Here is a 19,865-nt window from a genome sequence, read left to right as displayed (position 1 = left end):
CCGGGGTTCTTTTTTACAGCGCCCCCCTGCCCCTCAACACTTCCCTGTGGAGCCAACGACATGCAGTGGCAACCCCATATCACCGTGGCCACGGTCATCGAAGACCAGGGCCGCTTCCTCTTAGTCGAAGAGTTCAAGGCCGGGCGCCTGGTGCTCAACCAGCCTGCCGGACACCTGGAAGCCAACGAATCGCTGCGCGAAGCCGCGCTGCGTGAAACGCTCGAGGAAACCGGCTGGGACGTTGAGCTGACCGGCCTTCTGGGCATCTACCTCTACACCGCGCCAAGCAACGGAGTGACCTACCAGCGCGTATGCTTCTGCGCCCGTCCGCTACACCATGACCCCGCGCGCGAACTGGACAGCGACATCAGCGGCATCACCTGGCTGAGCCGTGACGAACTGGCCGCACAACCCGAGCGCTGGCGCAGCGAGCTGGTACTGCGCTGCGTGGACGATTATCTGCAGGGTGTCAGCGGTTCACTGGAGCTGCTGCGCGACTGACCGTCGCGGCGGCAACGCCAATCCCGCGCACGCGGCGCGTCGTCGTGTGGGGCGGGCCAAGGCTTTCTGGTAGACTCGGCAGCTTTTCAGGCTTCACTCGCAGATTCCCATGCAAGCACCTAGCACCCAACGCGTGATCGTCGGCATGTCCGGCGGCGTCGATTCGTCCGTTTCCGCCCTGCTGCTGATGGAACAGGGCTACCAGGTCGAAGGCCTGTTCATGAAGAACTGGGACGAAGACGACGGTACCGAGTACTGCACCGCCATGGACGACCTGGCCGACGCCCAGGCCGTATGCGAGCGCATCGGCATCAAGCTGCACACCGCCAACTTCGCCGCCGAGTACTGGGACAACGTGTTCGAGCATTTCCTCGCCGAATACAAGGCCGGACGCACGCCGAACCCGGACATCCTGTGCAACCGCGAGATCAAGTTCAAGGCCTTCCTCGACTACGCCCTGTCGCTCGGCGCCGACCTGATCGCCACCGGGCACTATGTGCGCCGCCGCGATATCGACGGCCGCACCGAGCTGCTCAAGGGACTGGACCCGAACAAGGACCAGAGCTATTTCCTGCATGCCGTCGGCGGCGAGCAGATCGCCAAGACCCTGTTCCCGGTTGGCGAACTGGAAAAACCGCAGGTACGCGCCATTGCCGAGAAGTACGAGCTGGCCACGGCGAAGAAAAAGGATTCCACCGGCATCTGCTTCATCGGTGAGCGCCGTTTCAGCGACTTCCTCAAGCAGTACCTGCCTGCCCAGCCGGGCGACATCGAAACCACCGACGGCCAGGTGATCGGGCGCCATCACGGCCTGATGTACCACACCATCGGCCAGCGCCAGGGCCTCGGCATCGGCGGCATGAAGGACGCTGGCGATGATCCCTGGTACGTGCTGCGCAAGGACCTGACGCGCAACGTGCTGATCGTCGGTCAGGGCAACGAACACCCCTGGCTGTTCTCCCGCGCCCTGCTCGCCTCGGAAATCTACTGGGTCAACCCGGTGGACCTGAGCAGCCCGCGTCGCCTGACCGCCAAGGTGCGCTATCGCCAGCGCGACCAGTTCTGCACCCTGGAGCAGAGCGAGAACGGCTACCGCGCCGTCTTCGACGAGCCGCAGCGCGCCGTCACCCCGGGGCAGTCCGTGGTGTTCTACGACGGCGAGGTGTGCCTCGGCGGCGGCGTGATCGAAAGCGCAGAAGCCTGGCACGAGGACGCCCGATGACCCCGCTTCAGGAGCAACTGGTTGCACTCGGCGCCGTGTTCGAAGCGGCCGTGCTGGCGGACAAGATCGCCCGCACCGGCCAGGTCAGCGAAGCCTCGATGAGCTGCATGCTCGGCAGCCTGCTGGTACGCGACCCGAAGAGCACGCTGGACGTGTATGGCGGCGACGACCTCAACCTGCGTGACGGCTATCGCGCCCTGATCAGCTCGCTGGAGCGCAATCCGGCCGCCTTGCAGCGCGAGCCGCTGCGCTATTCCCTGGCCCTCATCGGCCTGGAGCGGCAACTCGACAAGCGCGACGACATGCTGCAGATCATGGGCAGCCGTCTCGACCAGATCCAGCAGCAGGTGGAGCATTTCGGCCTGGTGCACGACAACGTCATCGCGGCCTGCGGCGGCCTGTATCATGACACCATCAGCACCTTCCGCCAGCGCATTCAGGTGCATGGTGACATGCGCTTCCTGCAGCAGCCGAACAATGCCGCGAAGATTCGCTCCCTGCTGCTGGCCGGCATCCGCTCGGCACGCCTGTGGCGACAACTGGGCGGACACCGCTGGCAGCTGGTATTCAGCCGCGGCAAGCTGCTCAAAGAACTCTATGAACTGATGCGCACCTGACCATGAGCCCAGCCAGCCGCAGCGTCAAACCCCTCCAGGGTGCCCTGCTGCTGGCGCTCTCGGCCCTGTTGTTCGCCTTTACCGGCGTCGGCATTCGCGAGATATCCGTCAGCGTCAACAACGAGTCGGTGGTGTTCTTCCGCAACCTGGTCGGCGTGCTGTTCTTCCTGCCCCTGGTCCTGGTCCGCGGCGTCGCGCCGATGCGCACCACTCGCCTCAAGTCCCACCTGTGGCGCACCACCTACGGCCTGGCGGCGATGTACTGCTTCTTCTACGCCATCGCCCACCTGCCCCTGGCTGACGCCATGCTGTTCACCTACTCGGCACCGGTCTTCACCCCGCTGATCGCCCATCTCTGGCTGAAGGAGCCACTGACCAGGCGCATGCTGGTCAGCAGCCTCGTCGGCCTGTGCGGCGTGCTGCTGGTGGCCAAGCCCAGTGCCTCGCTGTTCGAGGGGGCCGCCCTGATCGGCCTGGCCGCCAGCCTGCTGGCAGCCTTCGCCTTCGTTTCCATCCGTGAAATGAGCGACAGCGAGCCGGCCACCCGCATCGTTTTCTACTTCTCGCTGTTCAGCGCACTGTTTTCCGCCATTCCGCTGACCTGGAGCTGGCAGCCGCTGGACGCCACCCAACTGGGCTGGCTCGTCGGCATCGGCCTGCTGGCCACCGCCAGCCAGATCATCATGTCCCGCGCCTACGGCCTCGCGCCGCCAGGACTGATCGGCCCCTTCGCCTACCTGGCCATCGTCTTCGGCGGCATCATCGCCTGGCTGCTCTGGGACGAGACGCCGGACACCCTGTCGCTGCTCGGCGCGGCGCTGATTTTCGCCGCCAGCCTGCTATCGGTCGCCAGACGCAGCGCATAGGCGGCGAAGCGTTGGTTTTCATGTATGATATGCGCCCTTTTCTTCAGAGGTCGTCCTGGCGCACGAGCCAAGGCCCGTTTCACCCAAACAGGCCCGACGCAACGCGGCACCCGGACGACTGATCAGCCCGACAGCCCGAGAACGCCCACATGCAGCTTTCCTCGCTCACCGCGGTTTCCCCCGTCGACGGCCGCTATGCCGGCAAAACCAGCGCCCTGCGCCCCATCTTCAGCGAATACGGCCTGATCCGTAGCCGCGTACTGGTCGAAGTGCGCTGGCTGCAGCGCCTCGCCGCGCACGAAGGCATTCCGGAAGTGGCGCCCTTCTCCGCCGAAGCCAACGCCCTGCTCAACGAGCTGGCGGAAAACTTCGCCGTCGAGCACGCGGAGCGTGTGAAGGAAATCGAACGCACCACCAACCACGACGTCAAGGCCGTGGAATACCTGCTCAAGGAGCAGGCCGCCAAGCTGCCGGAACTGGACAAGGTCAGCGAGTTCATCCACTTCGCCTGCACCAGCGAGGACATCAACAACCTGTCCCACGCGCTGATGTTGCGTGAAGGTCGCGACGACGTGCTGCTGCCGCTGATGAAGCAGCTGGCCGGCGCCATTCGCGAGCTGTCGGTGAAGTTCGCCGACGTGCCGATGCTGTCGCGCACCCACGGCCAGCCGGCCTCGCCGACCACCCTGGGCAAGGAACTGGCCAACGTCGTCTACCGCCTCGAGCGGCAGATCGCACAAGTCGCCGCCGTGCCACTGCTGGGCAAGATCAACGGCGCCGTGGGCAACTACAACGCGCACCTGTCGGCCTACCCGAGCATCGACTGGGAAGCCAACGCCCGCCAGTTCATCGAAGGTGACCTGGGCCTGACCTGGAACCCCTACACCACCCAGATCGAGCCGCACGACTACATCGCCGAACTGTTCGACGCCATTGCCCGCTTCAACACCATCCTGATCGACTTCGATCGCGACGTGTGGGGCTACATCTCCCTCGGCTACTTCAAGCAGAAGACCATCGCGGGCGAGATCGGCTCCTCGACCATGCCGCACAAGGTCAACCCGATCGACTTCGAGAACTCCGAAGGCAACCTGGGCATCGCCAATGCGATCTTCCAGCACCTGGCCAGCAAGCTGCCGATCTCCCGCTGGCAGCGTGACCTGACCGACTCCACCGTGCTGCGCAACCTCGGCGTCGGTTTCGCCCACAGCGTCATCGCCTATGAAGCAAGCCTCAAGGGAATCAGCAAGTTAGAGCTCAATGCTCAACGTATTGCTGAAGACCTGGATGCCTGCTGGGAAGTGCTCGCCGAGCCGATCCAGACCGTGATGCGCCGCTACGCCATCGAGAACCCCTACGAGAAGCTCAAGGAGCTGACCCGCGGCAAGGGCATCAGCCCCGAGGCCCTGCTGGCCTTCATCGACGGCCTGGACATGCCGACCGCCGCCAAGGAAGAGCTCAAGCAACTGACCCCGGCGCGCTACATCGGTAACGCCGTGGCCCAGGCCAAGCGCATCTGAGCGACACCAGCCTCGAGGACGCCCGGCTGAGCCGGGCGTTTTTGTTTAAAGGTTTTTATCCATTTCAAGGGCTTACCGATGAATCCTGATACTCCGCTGCAATTGCTGGGTGGCCTCACAGCCCGCGAGTTCCTGCGCGACTACTGGCAGAAGAAACCGCTGCTGGTGCGCCAGGCCATCCCCGATTTCGAGAGTCCGATCAGCCCGGACGAACTGGCGGGGCTGGCGCTGGAAGAGGAAGTCGAATCGCGCCTGGTGATCGAGCATGGCGAGCGCCCCTGGGAACTGCAGCGCGGCCCGTTCAACGAAGACACCTTCCAGGACCTGCCGGAACGCGACTGGACCCTGCTGATTCAGGCGGTCGACCAGTTCGTGCCCGAGGTCGCCGAGCTGCTGGAGGACTTCAAGTTCCTGCCCAAGTGGCGCATCGACGACCTGATGATCAGCTTCGCCGCCCCCGGTGGCGGCGTCGGCCCGCATTTCGACAACTACGACGTATTCCTGCTGCAGGCCCATGGCCATCGCCGCTGGCAAGTGGGCCAGATGTGCGATTCCGACAGCCCGCTGCTCCCCCACGCCGATCTGAAGATCCTGGCCGAATTCGAACCAACTGAAGAGTGGGTGCTGGAGCCCGGCGATATGCTCTATCTGCCGCCGTGCCTGGCCCACAACGGCATTGCCGAGGATGATTGCATGACCTATTCCGTGGGCTTCCGCGCGCCAAGCGCTGCCGAAGTACTGACCCATTTCACCGATTTCCTCGGCCAGTTCCTGCCCGACGAAGAGCGCTACAGCGACGCCGACATCCAGCCGAGCGAAGATCCGCACCAGATCCAGCGCGACGCCCTGGAGCGCCTCAAGGCCCTGCTCAACGAGCACATGAGTGACGAGCGCCTGCTGATGACCTGGTTCGGCCAGTTCATGACCGAGCCCAAGTACCCGGAGCTGGTCGCTGGCATCGAGATCGGTGAAGAGGATTTCCTCGGCGCCCTGGAAGATGGCGCGATCATCATCCGCAACCCCAGCGCACGCATGGCCTGGTCGGAAGTTGGCGAAGACCTGGTACTGTTCGCCAGCGGCCAGAGCCGCCTGGTCACGGCTCGCCTGCGCGAACTGCTGAAGCTGATCTGTAGCGCCGACGCGCTGCATGTCGAGAACCTTGGCGCCTGGCTGGCCGACGACGAAGGGCGTACCCTGCTCTGGGAACTGGTCAAACAGGGAAGCCTGGGGTTCGCCGATGAGTGAGATCACTGTCCGCGTGGCGGACTGGCATAAGGACAATGCCGAGCTGCGGCGGATTCGGGACACCGTTTTCGTCGCCGAACAGTCCGTTCCGCCGGAACTGGAGTGGGACGCCGAGGACGCCGATGCCGTGCATTTTCTCGTCGAGGAAGGCGACTACGCGGTCGGCACGGCGCGCCTGCTGCCCGACGGCCATATCGGCCGCGTCTCGGTGCTCAAGGACTGGCGCGGCCTCAAGGTGGGCGAGACGCTGATGCAAGCGGTGATCGCCGAGGCGGAAAAGCGCGGCCTGCGTCAGCAAATGCTCACCGCTCAGGTGCATGCCACGCCGTTCTATGAAAGGCTAGGCTTCAGGATAGTCAGCGACGAATATCTCGACGCCGGCATCCCGCACGTGGACATGGTGCGCACCAGCCAGTAGAGGAAGCGATGGACAACGAAGACGCCCCGGTCGATACGGACGATACGCAAGCGCCCAGCGAGCTGGCGGCTATCGAATTCGAGTCGCCGGGGCGTTTTGCCGTGCACAATCCCGAGCCCGTCACGCCAGATGCCGCGCAGTGGGAGCCGGCGCCCTTCATCCTCGGCCAGCACGAACGCCTGGAGCGCTTCAGCCAGCCACAGGAGGCCCGCGCCCACGTCCTGGCGCTGATCCAGCAGGCGCAGCGCAGCCTGTGCCTGTACAGCGACGACCTGGAGCCATGGCTGTATCACCACAGCAGCGTGCAGCAGGCCTGCACCCGCTTCCTGCTCTCCAGTCCGCGTGCGCGCCTGCGCATCCTGTTGCGCGACCCGACGCGCGCGGTGAAGGATGGCCACCGCCTGCTCACCCTGTCACGGCGGCTGTCGTCCAATCTGCATATCCGCAAGCTCAACCCCGATTACCCCAGTGACGAACTGGCCTACCTGATCGCCGACGACAGAGGCCTGCTGCTGCGCCCCGAGCTCGACCAGCAGGCCGGCTACGCGCTGTATGCCGACCCGGCACGCGTGCGCCAGCGCCAGGCTCAGTTCGATCAGGCCTGGGATACCAGCATCACCGATCCTGACCTGCGGAGCTTTCTGCTATGACCCTGCGCACGCTGCTCGCCACCCTGCTCCTTGGTCTGTGCCTGCCCCTGCATGCGGCGACGGAAGTGATCCCACTGAACTACCGCACCGCCGACGACGTGCTCGGCGTGGTGCAGTCGATGCTGGGCAACGAAGGCCGGGTCAGCGCCTATGGCAATCAACTGATCGTCAACGCATCGCCGGGCAAGATCAGCGAAGTTCGCCTGCTTCTGCAGCAGCTCGACACCCAGCCTCGCCGGCTGCTGATCACCGTGGAGAGCAGCGACAGCAATTACCAGAACGATCGCGGCTACCGCGTCGACGGCACGCTCAGCGCCGGCAACGCCGAGGTCCAGGTGGGGCGCGGCGAGGTGAATGGTCGTGACCAGGTGCGCATCATCCGCCGCAGCACCGACAGCCGTGGTGGCGGCACCCAGCAGGTGCAGGCGACCGAAGGCTATCCGGCATTGATCCAGGTGGGCCAGAGCGTGCCGCTGACCACCACCAGCACCGGCCCCTACGGCCAGGTCTATCAGGACACCCAGTATCGCGACGTGACGCGCGGCTTCTACGTGACGGCCAGCCTGTCCGGCGAACTGGTGCACGTGACCATCAGCAGCCAGCGTGACCGCGTCAGCAGCAACCGCTCCAACGTGATCGACGTGCAGAGCACCGACACCCGCGTCAGCGGTCGGCTCGGCGAGTGGATCACCCTGGGTGGCGTCAGCGAGGAAACCAGCTCCGACGGCCGCGACGTGCTGCGCCGTCACACCACGCAAGGCCGCGAAGACATGTCGCTGCGCCTCAAGGTCGAAGCCCTCGACTGACCCCCGACCAAAGTCGCATGCCCCTTTCGCCCTGCGTAGCATGGACAGTGCGCGCAGCCCGCGAAATGCCTGAAACGCCCGCCCCATGGGCCGCCATCAATGACCAACCGGTCATCTACTGAATATGTAGTAGTTTTAAAAAACCACTACAAAACGTTTGACGAAGCATTTCACCAGAGGCATGATGGCCTCGCTCCCGCTAGCCAGGGGTCCTGAAAAGGATCTCCAGATCGCCCGCGAAGTACTTCGCGACGATCCGTGTCCCAACAGCCCACAAGGCCGTACGACGAGGTTGCGACTGGAACGTAGTTGTCCTGAGGGACGGGGAAGCGTTTAGCGTCAGACAGATCGAAAGCCCAGCAGGTGCCCAAGGTTTCCACGAGCCGACCCGCACTGGCGACGTCACCGAACTGTTAGCTGCATCTCCCCTCCTCGCGGTACATCCTCGCCCCAGCCGTTTTCTCGCCGTTCAAGTGGAAGCCTCCCGCAGCCGCTGCATCCGTGCGCGCATTGAGTGGGTAGTCGGTGCTCAACCAACACATTTTCTGAAGGATTGACCATGTCCGCATATCAAAACGACATCAAGGCTGTAGCCGCTCTGAAAGAGAAATTCGGCAGCAGCTGGAGCGCTATCAACCCAGAGTCCGTCGCCCGTATGCGCGCTCAGAACCGCTTCAAGACCGGTCTGGAAATCGCTCAGTACACCGCTGACATCATGCGCAAGGACATGGCCGAGTACGACGCCGATTCGTCCGTCTACACCCAGTCCCTGGGCTGCTGGCACGGCTTCATCGGTCAGCAGAAGCTGATCTCGATCAAGAAGCACCTGAAGACCACCAACAAGCGCTACCTGTACCTGTCCGGCTGGATGGTCGCGGCCCTGCGTTCCGACTTCGGCCCGCTGCCGGACCAGTCGATGCACGAGAAGACTGCCGTCTCCGACCTGATCGAAGAGCTGTACACCTTCCTGCGCCAGGCTGACAGCCGCGAGCTGGACCTGCTGTTCACCGCCCTGGACGCCGCCCGTGACGCTGGCGACCACGCCAAGGCTGCCGAGATCCAGGCGCAGATCGACAACCACGAGACCCACATCGTCCCGATCATCGCCGACATCGACGCTGGCTTCGGTAACCCGGAAGCCACCTACCTGCTGGCCAAGCGCATGATCGAAGCCGGTGCCTGCTGCATCCAGATCGAGAACCAGGTTTCCGACGAGAAGCAGTGCGGCCACCAGGACGGCAAAGTGACCGTTCCGCACGCCGACTTCCTCGCCAAGATCGCTGCCGTTCGCTACGCGTTCCTCGAACTGGGTATCGACAACGGCGTGATCGTCGCTCGTACCGACTCCCTGGGTGCCGGCCTGACCAAGCAGATCGCCGTGACCAAAGAGCCGGGCGACCTGGGCGACCTGTACAACTCCTTCCTCGACTGCGACGAAATCTCCGACGCCGAGCTGGGCAACGGTGATGTCGTGATCAAGCGCGAAGGCAAGCTGCTGCGTCCGAAGCGTCTGCCGTCCAACCTGTTCCAGTTCCGCAAGGGCACTGGCGAAGACCGCTGCGTACTGGACTGCATCACCAGCCTGCAGAACGGCGCCGACATGCTGTGGATCGAAACCGAGAAACCGCACGTTGGCCAGATCAAGGGCATGGTTGACCGCATCCGCGAAGTCATCCCGAACGCCAAGCTGGTTTACAACAACAGCCCGTCCTTCAACTGGACCCTGAACTTCCGCCAGCAGGTGTTCGACGCCATGGCCGCCGAAGGCAAGGATGTTTCCGCCTACGACCGCGCCAAGCTGATGAGCGTCGAGTACGACGAGACCGAACTGGCTCAGGTTGCCGACGAGAAGATCCGCACCTTCCAGCGCGATGGTTCCGCTCAGGCCGGCATCTTCCACCACCTGATCACCCTGCCGACCTACCACACCGCCGCGCTGTCCACCGACAACCTGGCCAAGGGCTACTTCGCCGACCAGGGCATGCTGGCCTACGTGAAAGGCGTTCAGCGTCAGGAGCTGCGTCAGGGCATCGCCTGCGTCAAGCACCAGAACATGGCTGGCTCCGACATCGGCGACAACCACAAGGAGTACTTCGCTGGCGAAGCTGCTCTGAAGGCAAGCGGTAAAGACAACACCATGAACCAGTTCCACTAAGAACGGTTCTCTGCTGCGGACCACGCATCCGCAGCAGTTCTTTTGCCTAATCCGCCCCGGCCCTGCCGGGGCTTTTTTTATCCCCTGCGTTCAACCTGCCGGGCAGGCGCATGAGCGCCCTCTTCTGGCAGATTTGTGCGGCAGTGCGCAGGCACTGTCACGATTCCGTCGTTTTCCTTGATTAGCGTCATAGCTCCGTCGATCAGCCCAATCAAGGAGCCCACCGTGCGTATCGAACAAGAGCAAGACGTGCTATTCGGCAATGGCGATGAACCCCTCAGCAACGCCTCCAGCAACCCCCATATCAATGCCCTGATCGAGGCCGGACTGAGCCGCCGCCAGGTGGTTGCAGGCGGTGCGGCACTCGGCGTCATGGGCTTCCTCGGCGTCGCCCTGCCCGGCAGTGCCGAAGCCGCCGGGAATCCGCTCAAGGACTTGCTCGAACGCCTGAAGAAGCGCGGCAAGCGACTGCCGTTCACGGCGGTGGCGGCCAGCCGTGCCGATACCATCAGCGTACCGGCCGGCTACAAGGCCACGCCCTTCATTCCCTGGGGCACGCCCATTCGCGGCAGCTTCCCGGCATTCCTCGACAATGCCGGCAACAGCGCCGCCGATCAGGCCGATCAGGTGGGCATGCACCACGACGGCATGCACTTCTTCCCCATCGATGGTCAGCGCGGTGGCGGCCACAAGAGCGACCACGGCCTGCTGGTCCTCAACCACGAGTACATCGACGCCCCGCTACTGCACCCCAACGGCCCGACGCTGGTCGACGGCAAGCGCAGCAGCGCCGACGAGGTCCGCAAGGAAATCAACGCCCACGGGGTTTCGGTGGTGGAAGTTCGTCGCAACCGCGGCCAGTGGGAGGTACTGCCCAGTGCCCGCAATCGCCGCATCACCGGCGCGACACCGATGCAGATCAGCGGCCCGGCGCGCGGCCACGCCCTGCTCAGCACCCGCTACAGCCCGGACGGCACCGCCACGCGCGGCACGCTGAACAACTGCTCCAACGGCTTCACACCCTGGGGCACCTACCTGACCTGCGAGGAAAACTGGGCCGGCTACTTTGCCAGCGCCGACGCCGAGCGTCCGCGCGAAATGACGCGCTACGGGGTCGGCAGTGCCAGCCGCTACGGTTGGGATCACCTGGCCGGTGACGAATTTCAGCGCTTCAACGCCACCCGCCTGGCCGCCAACGCCAGTGGCGACTACCGCAACGAGCCCAACCACTTCGGCTGGATCGTCGAGATCGATCCCTTCGCCCCCGAAGCCGCGCCGGTCAAACGCACCGCCCTGGGCCGCTTCGCCCACGAGGGTCTGGTGTTCGCCCCGACCAAGCCGGGGCGCCCGGTGGTCTGCTACTCCGGCGACGACTCGCAGAACGAGTACATCTACAAGTTCGTCAGCCGTGGCAAGTACATCCCGGGGCGCAGCAACGGCAGTCTGCTCGACGAGGGCACACTCTACGTGGCGCGCTTCAAGGCCAATGGCAAGGGCGAATGGTTGGCGCTGGACATCCGCAACAAGGCCTTCCAGGCGGCCTGCAGGGCTGCCGGGGTCAGCTTCGCCGACCAGGGCGAGGTGCTGATCAACACCCGCCTGGCGGCCGACATCGTGGGCGCCACCAAGATGGACCGGCCGGAATGGGGGGCGATGAACCCGCAGAACGGCGACATCTATTTCACCCTGACCAACAACACCTCGCGCACCGTCGTGGACGCCGCCAACCCGCGCCCGGCCAACGCCTATGGTCACATCATCCGCTGGCGCGAGCAGAGCCGCGACCATGCCGGCCGCGAGTTCGTCTGGAGCCTGTTCCTGCTGGCCGGGCCGGAAGACGACAGCCTCGACCCCAACGGCAGGCCGCTGACCGCCGACAATCGCCTGGCCAGCCCGGACGGCCTCTGGTTCGATAACGACGGTCGCCTGTGGATCCAGACCGACATGAGCGGCAGCCAGCTGGCCAGCGGCCCGTTCGGCAACAACCAGATGCTGGTGGCCGAGCCCGTCACCGGCGAGGTCAAGCGCTTCCTGGTCGGCCCGGTTGGCTGCGAGGTCACCGGCATCACCGCCACGCCGGACTTCCGCACGCTGTTCGTCAACATCCAGCACCCGGGTGAAGGCTCGACCTCGACGAACTTCCGCAGTACCTGGCCGGACGGAGCCGGTCGCCGCCCACGCTCGGCCACCGTGATCGTCACCCGCGACGACGGCAAGCCGCTGCTCTGACCCAGCCGCGCCCCTCTCGCGCCACCGCGCGAGGGGCGGTGCATGCAATCGACGCATGGAACAGGCAAGGCGCAGTCGCGGCTTCTAAGCTGGAACACACTCGACTCGCGCAAGGACCGCCCATGCCTCGTTCTTCCCTGCTGCTCGGCAGCTGCCTCGTATTGGGCAGCGTGACACTCGCCTGGTACTGGCAGCGTCCTGATACCCCGCACTCCGCCATCCCGCAGCCCGTGCAGGCGCGCGCAGCGCAAGCCGCGCAAGGCAGCCCCGCGCCGCCCCCCGCCGACCTCAGCGAGGAGCAGCTGCAACTGCTGGCGAAACCCGAAGTTCAGCAGCAGGAACGGCGTCTGGAGTTCCATCGGCGTTACCGGGGTTTCATCGAGCACGCCAGCGAACTCGACGCTGACGGCCGCGAGGCGCAAGCGCAGCAACTGAGTGAAGGCGTCGACGCACTGGAACGCAGGGGCGAGCTGGCGCTGAGCGAAGCCTTGCTGCTGCAGATCGGCCTGATCAGGGCCGTCAGCACAGACGAGCAGGAACAGAAGCGCCGCGCCGAAGCCCTGATCAGGCGTTACCAGGCCCTCAGTGCAGAGCGCGAGGCCAGGCAGGCGCAACGGGTCGACCCGAACTTCGCACGCTACAAGGCCGAGGAGAAGCGCATCGTCGAGGAAGTGCTGGCCCTGCAGAGCATTCCCGACGGTCTGTCCCGCGATCAGTACCTGCGCCAGCGCCTGCAGGAGGCGCGCGAACGCAACTATCGACAACGCCCGGACAGCTAGCGCCGCGGCAGAGGCGCCGCCGCAGCACTAGCCGATCACCCGTTCAGAGCAGTTGGTCGAGCAGGTAATACAGCAGATTGAACGGCTTGTTGCGGTCGGCCACGTCACTGCTTTCCGATGCTTCCAGCACTTGCCCGCTGCCGTCGAGCACGCTGCTGACGAAATTGTCCAGTTGCAGGTTCTGCTCCTGGATATCGGCATTGGCGAACTCGATGATGCTGGTGCAGTGGCTTTCGTTGACGTCGCGAAACTGCGGGAAGTAGCCCCCGACATTCCCCAGGCTGGCCAGCTGGCTGCGCAGGCGCGACGTATCGGTCGCCCAGCGTTGCTTGATCAGCGCTTCCTTGGTCGCCTGGTCCGGCGCGTTGACGATCTCCGGATAGAAGCGCTCGTAGGAATAGGCGGAGTAGTTCAGGTCCTGCCAGAAGTGCGTATGGCCCATGCGATCACCCGGCAGGTTGCTCGAGAGCGCCGGGTAGAGGCTGCCCAGGTCGCTCCTGTCGAAGCCGGGCAGGCGCGCCTGCAGGTACTGCAGTGGTCCCTGCTCGGCATCCAGGCCCCAGGCCTGACGAATGAAGGTTTGCAGCGGATAGGACGGATAGCGCTGGTTGTCCCCCGCCAGGGCGGTGTAGACCGGCCCGGAGTCGTTGATCAGGTAGCCGCGACTGGGCGCCATGTCCTGGCGCAGGTTGGCATAGTTGGTCAGGCTGCCGGCGCCGCCGGCGCTGCACCCTGTGGTCAGCATCTGCGTGGGGCGCGGCAGGTTGTCCTTGAGCCACCCCACCACGGCGCGCATGTTGCGCAGGCCGTTGTGATGCCAGACCAGGGGCTGCTGCTGCCCCTGCGGGTCGTCATACACCGCCACCTTGTCGCCGGAATAGATGTCACCGGTGCAGTACGGCACGTAGACCATGTTCCAGTTCTGCGTCTTCACCCGCGTCCAGGGATGCAGGCGCACCACGAACGGGCTGACCAGGCTCGCCCCCGGATTGAGCAGCGACATGTAGTCGTCGGCGATCCCGTCGGGGTTGCGCGCACCGCGAATGCCGGCCTGCCCGCTGCAACTGGCGTAGTCCCAGCAGGCACCGCCACCCTCCAGGTAGACGATGGTGTTGCGGGTATTCGGCACCCGGTTGATGAAGAACTTGTAGGGCGAGCCATTGCCGCACACCGCGCCGGTTTCCGGCGCCATCTGGATGGTCTGCCAGCCGTAGTAGTTGCCAGCATTGAAGCCACTGTTGAAGCCGCTCGGATTGGCCAGCAGCGGATAAGGCCCGACGCGCTGCGCCGGCGTGACCGGATTGTCGGCCCCAGGTGGGGAGACCAGATTGCTCAAGGTCTGCCAGAAGCTGTAGTCGCCCTGCTCGGCGCTGGCAGGCGCACTCAGGGCGAGTAGCAGAACGACAGGAACGACACGCGACAGGGACTGGGCGACAGGCATGGCAAAACCCCTCATCTTGTTATTCGTACGAAGGGTCGGCATACCCAGGCAGGGGCAACAGCGCAGACCCAGCGGTTGGTGGGCACTGCTCGATCAATGATGCATCGCGCTCCGGCGATTCATGCACGCTAGTACAAGATTGCGGGTGCAACACCCGGGAAGGCATATCGTTTAGTGATAATCGCGGCTTATGCTTATACCTTTGCCCATGACACGGGCCTGCACCTGCTGCTTTCGCCCCAACACCAAAGTGGCAATGAATTGCTCATTTCGCGGCGGCTCATCCGGGACGGAAACAAGGCAGATTAGTCAGCTGAATTTGCTGCGCAAAGTTGCCAGCGAGGGGTTGCCAGCTATAGTTGCGGGGACGACGGGACGAGCGAAAGGCTCAAGAACGGCACTGCGGGCGCCTGTCAATCACAAGCTCGACAGAAATGATCAAACTGCGAGAATAATTTTTCTCTGAAAAATTTACTTACAGTTGGCGTGCACATAGTATTGTATACACACTTTGCGTCAGCGCCCTCGATGGCGTTAGGCGACTACTAAATTAAAAGCCGTTCCTTAATTTCAAGGAGTACCGGCATGCCTGATGCGGTAACGACCATGTCCCAGAACTGGGCTTTCGCTGTTTTCTTGCTGGGTGTCTGCGGGCTCATCGCCTTCATGCTCGGCGTCTCCAGCCTGCTTGGCAGCAAGGCGTGGGGCCGCAGCAAGAACGAGCCGTTCGAGTCCGGCATGCTTCCCACCGGCAGCGCGCGTCTGCGCCTGTCAGCCAAGTTCTATCTGGTCGCGATGCTCTTCGTGATCTTCGACGTTGAAGCCCTCTATCTCTTCGCTTGGGCTGTCTCGGTGCGCGAAAGCGGCTGGGCGGGCCTGATCGAAGCTACAGTTTTCATAGCAATTCTGTTGGCAGGTCTTGTCTATCTTTGGCGTATCGGCGCGCTCGATTGGGCACCGCAGGGACGTCGTGAACGGCAGGCGAAGCTAAAACAATGAGGCTTTGGCGATGCAATACAAACTTACTCGGGTCGACCCGGATGCGCCCAATGAGGCGTATCCGATCGGCCAGCGGGAGGTCGTCTCCGACCCGCTGCTAGAGGACCAGGTTCACAAGAACATCTACATGGGCAAGCTCTCGGACGTGCTGAACGGCGCGGTCAACTGGGGGCGCAAGAATTCCCTGTGGCCGTACAACTTCGGCCTCTCTTGCTGCTATGTGGAAATGACCACCGCCTTCACCGCGCCGCACGACGTCGCACGCTTCGGCGCCGAAGTCATTCGTGCGTCACCGCGTCAGGCCGACTTCATGGTCATCGCCGGCACCTGCTTCATCAAGATGGCGCCGGTCATCCAGCGTCTCTACGAGCAGATGCTGGAGCCCAAGTGGGTCATCTCCATGGGTTCATGCGCCAACTCCGGCGGCATGTACGACATCTACTCGGTCGTTCAGGGCGTGGACAAGTTCCTCCCCGTGGACGTCTACATTCCCGGCTGCCCGCCCCGTCCGGAGGCGTTCCTGCAAGGCTTGATGCTGCTGCAGGAATCCATCGGCCAGGAGCGCCGCCCGCTATCCTGGGTCGTAGGCGACCAAGGCATCTACCGTGCCGAAATGCCTTCGCAAAAGGAACAGCGCCGCGAGCAGCGAATCGCCGTTACCAACCTGCGTAGCCCTGACGAAGTCTGAGCCGATGCTTGCCTGCGCAAGCCTCACGCCCACTTTCTACGTTGTTCGATAGCGACCGAGACCATGACTGCAGACACCGTTGTGTCCATACCGCCATACAAGGCTGACGACCAGGACGTCGTCGCCGAACTGCGCGCCCAATTCGGCGACGACAGTTTCACCCTGCAAAGCACCCGCACCGGCATGCCGGTTCTCTGGGTCGCCCGCGAGCACCTGATCGAGATGCTCACCTGCCTGCGCAAGCTGCCACGCCCTTACGTGATGCTCTATGACCTGCACGGCGTCGACGAGCGCCTGCGCACCCAGCGTCGCGGCCTGCCGGATGCCGACTTCACCGTGTTCTACCACCTGATGTCGCTGGAGCGTAACAGTGACGTGATGATCAAGGTGGCGCTGCGCGAGGGCGACCTCAACCTGCCGAGCGCCACCGGCATCTGGCCCAACGCCAACTGGTACGAGCGTGAGGTCTGGGACCTGTACGGCATCACCTTCACCGGCCACCCGCACCTGAGCCGCATCATGATGCCGCCGACCTGGGAAGGCCACCCGCTGCGCAAGGACTACCCGGCGCGCGCCACCGAGTTCGACCCCTTCAGCCTGACCCTGGCCAAGCAGCAGCTCGAGGAAGAAGCCGCGCGCTTCCGCCCGGAGGACTGGGGCATGAAACGCGGCGGCGAGCACGAGGACTACATGTTCCTCAACCTCGGCCCCAACCACCCTTCCGCGCACGGTGCCTTCCGCATCATCCTGCAGCTCGACGGTGAAGAGATCGTCGACTGCGTGCCGGAGATCGGCTACCACCACCGTGGCGCCGAGAAGATGGCCGAGCGCCAGAGCTGGCACAGCTTCATCCCCTATACCGACCGCATCGACTACCTCGGCGGGGTGATGAACAACCTGCCCTACGTGCTGGCCGTGGAGAAGCTGGCCGGCATCAAGGTGCCGCAGAAGGTCGACACCATCCGCGTGATGCTCGCCGAATTCTTCCGCATCACCAGCCACCTGCTGTTCCTGGGGACCTACATTCAGGACGTCGGCGCCATGACCCCGGTGTTCTTCACCTTCACCGACCGCCAGCGCGCCTACAAGGTGATCGAGGCCATCACCGGCTTCCGCCTGCATCCGGCCTGGTACCGCATCGGCGGCGTCGCCCACGACCTGCCTCGTGGCTGGGACAAGCTGGTCAAGGAGTTCGTCGACTGGCTGCCCAAGCGCCTCGACGAGTACGAGAAGGCGGCACTGAAGAACAGCATCCTCAAGGCGCGCACCATCGGCGTGGCGCAGTACAACACCAGGGAAGCGCTGGAATGGGGCACCACCGGTGCCGGTCTGCGCGCCACCGGCTGCGACTTCGACCTGCGCAAGGCGCGCCCCTACTCCGGCTACGAGAACTTCGAGTTCGAGGTGCCGCTGGCCGCCAACGGCGACGCTTACGACCGCTGCATGGTCCGCGTGGAAGAGATGCGTCAGAGCATCCGCATCATCGACCAGTGCCTGAAGAACATGCCGGAAGGCCCGTACAAGGCGGACCATCCGCTGACCACGCCGCCACCGAAAGAGCGCACGCTGCAGCACATCGAGACCCTGATCACGCACTTCCTGCAGGTTTCCTGGGGGCCGGTCATGCCGGCCAACGAAGCCTTCCAGATGATCGAGGCGACCAAGGGCATCAACAGCTATTACCTGACGAGCGACGGCAGCACCATGAGCTACCGCACCCGGATTCGCACCCCCAGCTTCGCCCACCTGCAGCAGATCCCCGCAGTGATTCGCGGCAGCATGGTGGCGGACCTGATTGCCTATCTGGGCAGTATCGACTTCGTCATGGCCGACGTGGACCGCTGATCATGAGCACGCTAATCCAGACAGACCGTTTCGTCCTCAGCGAAACCGAACGCTCGGCCATCGAGCACGAGATGCATCACTACGAAGACCCGCGCGCCGCCAGCATCGAGGCGCTGAAGATCGTGCAGAAGGAGCGCGGCTGGGTGCCGGACGGCGCCGCCGATGCCATTGGCGCGATCCTCGGCATCCCCGCCAGCGACGTCGAGGGCGTCGCCACCTTCTACAGCCAGATCTTCCGTCAACCGGTCGGCCGCCATGTCATCCGCGTATGCGACAGCATGACCTGCTACATCGGTGGCCATGAGTCGGTGCTCGCCGAGCTGCAGCAACAGCTCGGCATCGGCCTCGGTCAGACCACCGCCGACGAGCGTTTCACTCTGCTGCCGGTGTGCTGCCTGGGCAATTGCGACAAGGCCCCGGCCGTGATGATCGACGACGACACCTTCGGCGACGTTCGAGCGGACGGCGTAGCCAAGCTGCTGGAGGACTACAAATGAAGACCCTCACCTCCATCGGCCCGGCCAACCGCATCGCCCGCAGCGAAGAGACCCACCCGCTGACCTGGCGCCTGCGCGACGACGCCCAGCCAGTATGGCTGGCCGAGTACCAGGCGAAGAACGGCTATGCCGCCGCACGCAAGGCGCTGACCGAGATGGCCCAGGCCGACATCGTGCAGACCGTCAAGGAATCCGGCCTCAAGGGCCGCGGCGGCGCAGGCTTCCCCACGGGCGTGAAGTGGGGCCTGATGCCGGCCGACGAATCCCTGAACATCCGCTACCTGCTGTGCAACGCGGACGAGATGGAGCCCAACACCTGGAAGGACCGCATGCTCATGGAGCAGCTGCCGCACCTGCTGGTGGAAGGCATGCTGATCTCGGCTCGCGCGCTCAAGGCCTACCGTGGCTACATCTTCCTGCGCGGCGAATACGTCGACGCCGCCGCCAACCTCAACCGCGCCATCGAGGAAGCCAAGGCCGCCGGCCTGCTGGGCAAGAACATCTTCGGCTCAGGTTTCGACTTCGAGCTGTTCGTGCACACCGGCGCCGGGCGCTACATCTGTGGCGAAGAAACCGCGCTGATCAACTCGCTCGAAGGCCGCCGCGCCAACCCGCGCGCCAAGCCGCCCTTCCCCGCTGCCGTCGGCGTGTGGGGCAAGCCGACCTGCGTCAACAACGTCGAGACCCTGTGCAACGTGCCCGCCATCGTTTCTGGCGGTGTCGACTGGTACAAGAGCCTCGCCCGTCCGGGCAGCGAAGACCATGGCACCAAGCTGATGGGCTTCTCCGGCAAGGTGAAGAACCCCGGCCTGTGGGAGCTGCCGTTCGGCGTCAGCGCGCGCGAACTGTTCGAGGAGCATGCCGGCGGCATGCGCGACGGCTACCGGCTCAAGTGCTGGCAGCCGGGCGGCGCCGGTACCGGTTTCCTGCTGCCCGAGCACCTCGAGGCGCAGATGTACGCTGGCGGCATCGCCAAGGTCGGTACGCGCATGGGCACCGGCCTGGCGCTGGCGGTGGACGACTCGATCAGCATGGTCTCCCTGCTGCGCAACATGGAAGAGTTCTTCGCCCGCGAGTCCTGTGGCTGGTGCACGCCGTGCCGCGATGGTCTGCCGTGGAGCGTGAAGATTCTCCGCGCCCTGGAGCGCAAGCAGGGTACCGCCGAAGACATCCAGACCCTGCTCGGGCTGGTCAACTTCCTCGGCCCGGGCAAGACCTTCTGCGCCCACGCACCCGGTGCGGTGGAGCCGCTGGGCAGCGCCATCAAGTATTTCCGTGAAGAGTTCGAGGCCGGTGTGGCCCAGGTGGCGAGCACGCCCCGCACGCCGGCGACCGCGAGCTGAACAGACGAATTCCCTTAGCCAGCCGCTTTAGCAAGCGGGTAAAC

18 protein-coding genes are annotated in these 19,865 nt (G+C 64.3%); 17 read left to right on the top strand and 1 reads right to left on the bottom strand.

What is annotated here, in order from left to right; translation table 11 throughout:
• Window positions 1–60 precede the first annotated feature (60 nt).
• The 12 genes from FIV02_RS11555 (at window position 61) to FIV02_RS11500 (ending at window position 13,008) form a co-directional block, all read left to right on the top strand.
• A complete protein-coding gene (locus tag FIV02_RS11555) occupies window positions 61–501 on the top strand; it encodes an NUDIX hydrolase (protein ID WP_152488671.1) in 441 nt (146 codons plus the stop codon).
• Window positions 502–610: 109 nt separating this feature from the next.
• A complete protein-coding gene (gene mnmA, locus FIV02_RS11550) occupies window positions 611–1,723 on the top strand; it encodes a tRNA 2-thiouridine(34) synthase MnmA (RefSeq protein ID WP_152488670.1) in 1,113 nt (370 codons plus the stop codon).
• Complete coding sequence (gene hflD, locus FIV02_RS11545) at window positions 1,720–2,340, top strand: high frequency lysogenization protein HflD (protein ID WP_152488669.1); 621 nt, start codon at window positions 1,720–1,722, stop codon at window positions 2,338–2,340. Before mnmA ends, hflD begins: the two co-directional genes overlap by 4 nt.
• A gap of 2 nt (window positions 2,341–2,342) precedes the next feature.
• Window positions 2,343–3,206 (top strand): DMT family transporter, encoded by an 864-nt coding sequence (locus FIV02_RS11540; RefSeq protein ID WP_152488668.1) that lies wholly within the window; start codon window positions 2,343–2,345, stop codon window positions 3,204–3,206.
• 149 nt (window positions 3,207–3,355) lie between these two features.
• The gene (gene purB / locus FIV02_RS11535; RefSeq protein ID WP_150609537.1) at window positions 3,356–4,726 is read left to right on the top strand and encodes an adenylosuccinate lyase; all 1,371 of its coding nucleotides are present in this window, start codon (window positions 3,356–3,358) and stop codon (window positions 4,724–4,726) included.
• 78 nt (window positions 4,727–4,804) lie between these two features.
• The gene (locus tag FIV02_RS11530) at window positions 4,805–5,971 is read left to right on the top strand and encodes a cupin domain-containing protein (RefSeq protein ID WP_150609535.1); all 1,167 of its coding nucleotides are present in this window, start codon (window positions 4,805–4,807) and stop codon (window positions 5,969–5,971) included.
• Complete coding sequence (locus tag FIV02_RS11525; RefSeq protein ID WP_037055889.1) at window positions 5,964–6,389, top strand: GNAT family N-acetyltransferase; 426 nt, start codon at window positions 5,964–5,966, stop codon at window positions 6,387–6,389. Before FIV02_RS11530 ends, FIV02_RS11525 begins: the two co-directional genes overlap by 8 nt.
• 8 nt (window positions 6,390–6,397) lie before the next feature.
• The gene (locus FIV02_RS11520) at window positions 6,398–7,039 is read left to right on the top strand and encodes a hypothetical protein (protein WP_037055887.1); all 642 of its coding nucleotides are present in this window, start codon (window positions 6,398–6,400) and stop codon (window positions 7,037–7,039) included.
• The gene (locus tag FIV02_RS11515) at window positions 7,036–7,845 is read left to right on the top strand and encodes a secretin N-terminal domain-containing protein (RefSeq protein WP_152488667.1); all 810 of its coding nucleotides are present in this window, start codon (window positions 7,036–7,038) and stop codon (window positions 7,843–7,845) included. The genes FIV02_RS11520 and FIV02_RS11515 overlap by 4 nt, the downstream gene beginning before the upstream one ends.
• Before the next feature lie 559 nt (window positions 7,846–8,404).
• Window positions 8,405–10,000, top strand: coding sequence for an isocitrate lyase (locus FIV02_RS11510; RefSeq protein WP_152488666.1), 1,596 nt, complete (start codon window positions 8,405–8,407; stop codon window positions 9,998–10,000).
• Between the two features lie 225 nt (window positions 10,001–10,225).
• Window positions 10,226–12,229 carry a PhoX family phosphatase gene (locus FIV02_RS11505; protein WP_152488665.1) on the top strand — a complete coding sequence of 668 codons (2,004 nt, stop codon included), beginning with the start codon at window positions 10,226–10,228 and terminating at the stop codon, window positions 12,227–12,229.
• 122 nt (window positions 12,230–12,351) lie between these two features.
• Window positions 12,352–13,008 carry a hypothetical protein gene (locus FIV02_RS11500; RefSeq protein ID WP_152488664.1) on the top strand — a complete coding sequence of 219 codons (657 nt, stop codon included), beginning with the start codon at window positions 12,352–12,354 and terminating at the stop codon, window positions 13,006–13,008.
• Between the two features lie 43 nt (window positions 13,009–13,051).
• Here FIV02_RS11500 and FIV02_RS11495 read toward each other — a convergent pair whose 3' ends face one another.
• Entirely contained in the window at window positions 13,052–14,449 is a 1,398-nt protein-coding gene (locus FIV02_RS11495; RefSeq protein ID WP_152488663.1) for a pectin acetylesterase-family hydrolase, read from the bottom strand.
• 585 nt (window positions 14,450–15,034) lie between these two features.
• On the opposite strand from FIV02_RS11495, the gene FIV02_RS11490 reads away from it, so the two are divergent.
• The 5 genes from FIV02_RS11490 (at window position 15,035) to nuoF (ending at window position 19,821) form a co-directional block, all read left to right on the top strand.
• On the top strand, window positions 15,035–15,448 hold the full coding sequence (locus tag FIV02_RS11490) for an NADH-quinone oxidoreductase subunit A (protein WP_037055877.1): 414 nt from the start codon (window positions 15,035–15,037) through the stop codon (window positions 15,446–15,448).
• A 10-nt stretch (window positions 15,449–15,458) separates the two neighbouring features.
• A complete protein-coding gene (locus FIV02_RS11485) occupies window positions 15,459–16,136 on the top strand; it encodes an NADH-quinone oxidoreductase subunit B family protein (RefSeq protein ID WP_037055875.1) in 678 nt (225 codons plus the stop codon).
• A gap of 63 nt (window positions 16,137–16,199) precedes the next feature.
• The gene (nuoC, locus tag FIV02_RS11480) at window positions 16,200–17,981 is read left to right on the top strand and encodes an NADH-quinone oxidoreductase subunit C/D (protein WP_152488662.1); all 1,782 of its coding nucleotides are present in this window, start codon (window positions 16,200–16,202) and stop codon (window positions 17,979–17,981) included.
• Window positions 17,978–18,478: an NADH-quinone oxidoreductase subunit NuoE gene (gene nuoE, locus FIV02_RS11475; protein WP_172979214.1), complete on the top strand. Its 501-nt coding sequence runs from the start codon at window positions 17,978–17,980 to the stop codon at window positions 18,476–18,478. Before nuoC ends, nuoE begins: the two co-directional genes overlap by 4 nt.
• A complete protein-coding gene (nuoF, locus tag FIV02_RS11470; RefSeq protein WP_152488660.1) occupies window positions 18,475–19,821 on the top strand; it encodes an NADH-quinone oxidoreductase subunit NuoF in 1,347 nt (448 codons plus the stop codon). Before nuoE ends, nuoF begins: the two co-directional genes overlap by 4 nt.
• The last annotated feature ends 44 nt before the right edge of the window (window positions 19,822–19,865 follow it).

Source organism: Pseudomonas sp. THAF187a (assembly GCF_009363395.1).
GTDB lineage: Bacteria > Pseudomonadota > Gammaproteobacteria > Pseudomonadales > Pseudomonadaceae > Aquipseudomonas > Aquipseudomonas khazarica.
This window is presented reverse-complemented; position numbering and strand designations above follow the sequence as displayed.

What these genes read in the sequence shown, in the direction of transcription:
- FIV02_RS11555 (WP_152488671.1), top strand. Translation starts at nt 61, where the DNA reads ATGCAGTGGCAACCCCATATCACCGTGGCCACGGTCATCGAAGACCAG.
- mnmA (WP_152488670.1), top strand. Translation starts at nt 611, where the DNA reads ATGCAAGCACCTAGCACCCAACGCGTGATCGTCGGCATGTCCGGCGGC.
- hflD (WP_152488669.1), top strand. Translation starts at nt 1,720, where the DNA reads ATGACCCCGCTTCAGGAGCAACTGGTTGCACTCGGCGCCGTGTTCGAA.
- FIV02_RS11540 (WP_152488668.1), top strand. Translation starts at nt 2,343, where the DNA reads ATGAGCCCAGCCAGCCGCAGCGTCAAACCCCTCCAGGGTGCCCTGCTG.
- purB (WP_150609537.1), top strand. Translation starts at nt 3,356, where the DNA reads ATGCAGCTTTCCTCGCTCACCGCGGTTTCCCCCGTCGACGGCCGCTAT.
- FIV02_RS11530 (WP_150609535.1), top strand. Translation starts at nt 4,805, where the DNA reads ATGAATCCTGATACTCCGCTGCAATTGCTGGGTGGCCTCACAGCCCGC.
- FIV02_RS11525 (WP_037055889.1), top strand. Translation starts at nt 5,964, where the DNA reads ATGAGTGAGATCACTGTCCGCGTGGCGGACTGGCATAAGGACAATGCC.
- FIV02_RS11520 (WP_037055887.1), top strand. Translation starts at nt 6,398, where the DNA reads ATGGACAACGAAGACGCCCCGGTCGATACGGACGATACGCAAGCGCCC.
- FIV02_RS11515 (WP_152488667.1), top strand. Translation starts at nt 7,036, where the DNA reads ATGACCCTGCGCACGCTGCTCGCCACCCTGCTCCTTGGTCTGTGCCTG.
- FIV02_RS11510 (WP_152488666.1), top strand. Translation starts at nt 8,405, where the DNA reads ATGTCCGCATATCAAAACGACATCAAGGCTGTAGCCGCTCTGAAAGAG.
- FIV02_RS11500 (WP_152488664.1), top strand. Translation starts at nt 12,352, where the DNA reads ATGCCTCGTTCTTCCCTGCTGCTCGGCAGCTGCCTCGTATTGGGCAGC.
- FIV02_RS11495 (WP_152488663.1), bottom strand. Translation starts at nt 14,449, where the DNA reads ATGCCTGTCGCCCAGTCCCTGTCGCGTGTCGTTCCTGTCGTTCTGCTA.
- FIV02_RS11490 (WP_037055877.1), top strand. Translation starts at nt 15,035, where the DNA reads ATGCCTGATGCGGTAACGACCATGTCCCAGAACTGGGCTTTCGCTGTT.
- FIV02_RS11485 (WP_037055875.1), top strand. Translation starts at nt 15,459, where the DNA reads ATGCAATACAAACTTACTCGGGTCGACCCGGATGCGCCCAATGAGGCG.
- nuoC (WP_152488662.1), top strand. Translation starts at nt 16,200, where the DNA reads ATGACTGCAGACACCGTTGTGTCCATACCGCCATACAAGGCTGACGAC.
- nuoF (WP_152488660.1), top strand. Translation starts at nt 18,475, where the DNA reads ATGAAGACCCTCACCTCCATCGGCCCGGCCAACCGCATCGCCCGCAGC.